The 3,698-nt window shown below is 32.5% G+C and carries 3 protein-coding genes; all 3 read right to left on the bottom strand.

Annotation, left to right across the window (positions count from 1 at the left end):
• Nucleotides 1-97: 97 nt before the first annotated feature.
• From HKP48_RS04255 to HKP48_RS04245, 3 genes are read right to left on the bottom strand one after another with little or no spacing between them, the layout of a single operon-like run.
• On the bottom strand, nucleotides 98-1,255 hold the full coding sequence (locus tag HKP48_RS04255; RefSeq protein WP_296343167.1) for an FtsX-like permease family protein: 1,158 nt from the start codon (nucleotides 1,253-1,255) through the stop codon (nucleotides 98-100).
• Nucleotides 1,255-2,334, bottom strand: coding sequence for an efflux RND transporter periplasmic adaptor subunit (locus HKP48_RS04250; RefSeq protein WP_296343165.1), 1,080 nt, complete (start codon nucleotides 2,332-2,334; stop codon nucleotides 1,255-1,257). Before HKP48_RS04250 ends, HKP48_RS04255 begins: the two co-directional genes overlap by 1 nt.
• Complete coding sequence (locus HKP48_RS04245) at nucleotides 2,335-3,423, bottom strand: site-2 protease family protein (protein ID WP_296343162.1); 1,089 nt, start codon at nucleotides 3,421-3,423, stop codon at nucleotides 2,335-2,337.
• Nucleotides 3,424-3,698: the final 275 nt, after the last annotated feature.

Raw genomic sequence — 3,698 nt, 5'->3', positions numbered from 1 at the left:
TTGTTGTTTTCAAAGTACATAAAATATTGATTATCAATATAATATACAAAAATTAATTCATAAAAACAACTGAAAACCAATGATTTAACCCCAAATATTAAACTTTTTTAGATGCGTTTGCCCTGTAGGTTTCTACAGTTGGAAGCGCTTCTGTTTGAAATGGAATAGTATCGATTAAACGTGTTAACCCAAAACCGATGAGTAAACCTATAATACCACCTACAAAACCGATAATCATGGCTTGACTCATGAATATCAATTGGACGTCATGACCAGAAAATCCTGTGGCTTTTAGTATCGCGATATCGTTCATTTTTTCATAAATAAGCATATTCAAAATATTATATATTCCAAAACCAGCAACAATGAGTAAGGTTACTGAAACTGCGTAAGTAATAAGGTTTCTTATGGTTGTGCCAGTTTCAAATTGTGCATTTGCGGTATTGATATCAATAGCTTTTAGATTGAATTGCTGCTCAATGTTTTTAGACATAGGAAGTGCGAGTTCCATATCATGAAGTTTTACATTAATGTCCGTGATATAATTTTCGGCTTTACCCAAAATACGTTGTATGGTTTTTATATTTGTAAAACTTTGTACCGCATCTAAATCAGCAATACCACTTTGGTAAAACCCGACAATTTTTAACGGAAAAATGTCACCTTCAATTGGGCTTAATTGTACACGGTCACCAACTTTTAGTGACATTTTTTCTGCAATACCAATACCCAATAAAATACTATTATCCATATTTTGAAGGGCTTCTGCTGAACCTTCAACAATATAATCTCCCATGTTGAAATATTTGGCTTCATTAATTGGATTAATTCCCGTTAAGTTGCCTCCAATTTCAATTGAACCTGCTATATAAAAAATTTGGGTTTCTATTCGAGGTAGCGCAGCACGAACGTTTTTATCGCGTTCTAAATAATCAATAATGGGTAAAGCATTATGGATTTTTTTTTGAGTAATTTTTGGTTTTATAGAATGAATGATATTTAAGCTGTTCTCAAATTCATCATATAAAGCGATAGGCTGTTTTTCTGACGGTTCTATTTCGTTATAAATATGAATGTGTGGTGTTTGATTGAGAATTAAATCATCCAACATTTTATTTAAACCCGTCATAAAGCAGACTAAAGTGATGTAGGCACCAATACCAAACGTAACACCCAAAGCTGCAATTGACGTTTGCTTAATTTTTGTCAATAAGTGTGTTTTGGCTATGTTTAGTATGACCTTCCAGTTTATCATCAGTCGGGTTTGTGAATATAAGTTTCTTTCGTAATTCCTAATAAGATTTCTACATGTTCCATACTTTGCAATCCAGTTTCGACAGTAACAATACCATCATCGGTTTTTACTTTGCTGCCATCAATAAGATATGTTTTTGGTATAGTTAACGCATTGTCGCGTTTTGCAATAACTATATTGGCTTCACCAGAAAGTCCAGGATAAAGTTTTGGTGGAGCATTGTTAAAAACTCCTTCTACTAAAAAAGTCTGGTTGCGCTCATCTTTTTTTGGATAAATTTTTGAAACCTTTCCTTTAAAAACTTCATTATTATAGGCATCTAAGGTGATTAGGATATTTTGCCCTTTAGCAATGCGGACTATGTCTACTTCGTCAACTAACAGTTCTATGATAAAATTGTTGGTACTTCCAATAGCTGCTAAGGGTTCCATAGTTGTGACGATTTCGCCAGGTTCTTTGTACAAAGCATAGACCTTACCGTTAATCTTACTTTTTACAGCAAAATCTTTGGTGTTAATCAATGCCGATAAGTAGTTATTTTGTGCTTGTTGTACCGCGGTCTCTAATTCGTTTTTTGTGCGTGTGTATTTGCTTTGTAGTAAACGTAAACTATTGGATGATAGCTCGTAATTTAGTTTTTTTGAATCGTATTGTACTTTGGAGCCAATATTTTGTTTCCATAGATTTTCTTGTCTGTAATAATTAATAGAATCATTTTTATACTTCAATCTAGTAGCCTCAATTTCATCTTTTATACTATTTAAAATTGCAGCACTACCTTTGTAATTCTGTTTAGCTAAATCTAAAGCCAGTTTAGAGTTTTGTGTGTTTAGTTTAGGTGTGTTATTAATAATTTGAATTATGATTTCATCTTTTATAACCGCATCACCTTCTTCAACTAAATTAGCATCTAAAATACCAGAAACAATGGCGTAAGATTGATAAAGACTATCAGGCTGTATGGTTACCGATGCGTATACAGATTCTGTTAGTACTTGTTCTTCGGGTAGGATTTTATCAGTTTTATCCGAACAAGACATTAAGAATATGATTAAAAGGATGTAATTAAAATACTTCATTTAATATACTAATTTGGTTTGTAGCATAATAAATTCGTTGAGGTTGGTATGGTCAATGGCACCTATTAGTTTTTCATTTTCTAATACAGGGAAAAACATCTGCTTTTTGCCCATTATGCTAGCGTAAGTGCTTTTGAGATTATCGCTGGTGTTTAGCGTTTTAAAATCAGTTTCCATGATGTCCTTGGCTAATTTATTTCTGTTGCTAGAATATTCAATTATGGTTTTATGATAGACTATGCCCAATACAGCATCATCTTTTGTAACTATAAAATTGGTTTCTGTCCCAGAAATAATGAGTTTCAAGATGTCATCTAGTGTTGTTTCAGGTTGTAAAGTGGTAATATTTGTGAGCATTGCGTCTTTGACGTTATGGTCTTTTAGTAATGCCATATGTTGTACCATTTGGTTTTCGCCATAGGCACCTAAAAAAATAAAGAGTGCAATAAATACTAAAAATGGATTGTACAACAAGCCAAACAATAAAAAGAATGCAGCAATAAATTGACCGATAGAAGCTGCAATTTTGGTAGCTTTAACACGATTCATTCTTAACGATAAAAGCGCTCTTAAAACCCGACCGCCATCCATAGGAAATGCAGGTATGACATTAAATATGACCAAACCAATATTCACAACAAACAAATAGAAAATAAAATTTTGAAGCGTTAGTTTTTTTAAGACAATAAAGGCTTCATCTAAATTAAGATTGCTATAATTTTCAAACTGAATAAAGAAATAAAGCAGCAAGGCAATGGCAACATTTACCAAAGGACCAGCAATAGTCACAATAAGCTCTTGCCTTGGAGATTCAGGTATTTTATCCAAACTTGCCAAGCCTCCAATCGGTAACAAGGTAATTTTCTTGGTGTTAATACCAAACTGCTTGGCAGTTAGTGCGTGACCCAATTCATGAAGAATGACACAAACAAAGACAACCAAAATAAAGGCAACATTGTATAACACACTTTGCGTATTGCCACCTTGTTTTAATTCTGCAAAAACCACCCAAAGAATTATAAATATAAATGTCCAATGCACTTTTATCTTGATACCAGATACGCTGCCCAAGTTGAGGTTTGCTTTCATAGCTTAAAGGTATTATTGATTTCACTGTTTTAAAATGATATTTGTCACCTATAGGACATAATGTTTAGGGTTAAGATTTCGATATTTTAAAATCTACTTTTATATAGTTTTGTTTAGCTTGCTGAAATACATTTTTTCTTAATTATAATGGCTATATTCTATAATATGACTTAAATAAGTTGTATTTTAGTAAAAACGAAAGTCATGATACCACAAAATTTCACAGAATACTTCAAAAGCCTCGAATTATTTGAGCGACAGGAAATAGTAAATGA

The organism is Winogradskyella sp., assembly GCF_013042245.1.
In the GTDB taxonomy this organism is placed as follows: domain Bacteria; phylum Bacteroidota; class Bacteroidia; order Flavobacteriales; family Flavobacteriaceae; genus Winogradskyella.
The sequence above is the reverse complement of the archived record's forward strand: the minus strand, read 5'-3'. Positions and strand labels throughout refer to the sequence as shown.

What these genes read in the sequence shown, in the direction of transcription:
- HKP48_RS04255 (WP_296343167.1), bottom strand. Translation starts at nt 1,255, where the DNA reads ATGATAAACTGGAAGGTCATACTAAACATAGCCAAAACACACTTATTG.
- HKP48_RS04250 (WP_296343165.1), bottom strand. Translation starts at nt 2,334, where the DNA reads ATGAAGTATTTTAATTACATCCTTTTAATCATATTCTTAATGTCTTGT.
- HKP48_RS04245 (WP_296343162.1), bottom strand. Translation starts at nt 3,423, where the DNA reads ATGAAAGCAAACCTCAACTTGGGCAGCGTATCTGGTATCAAGATAAAA.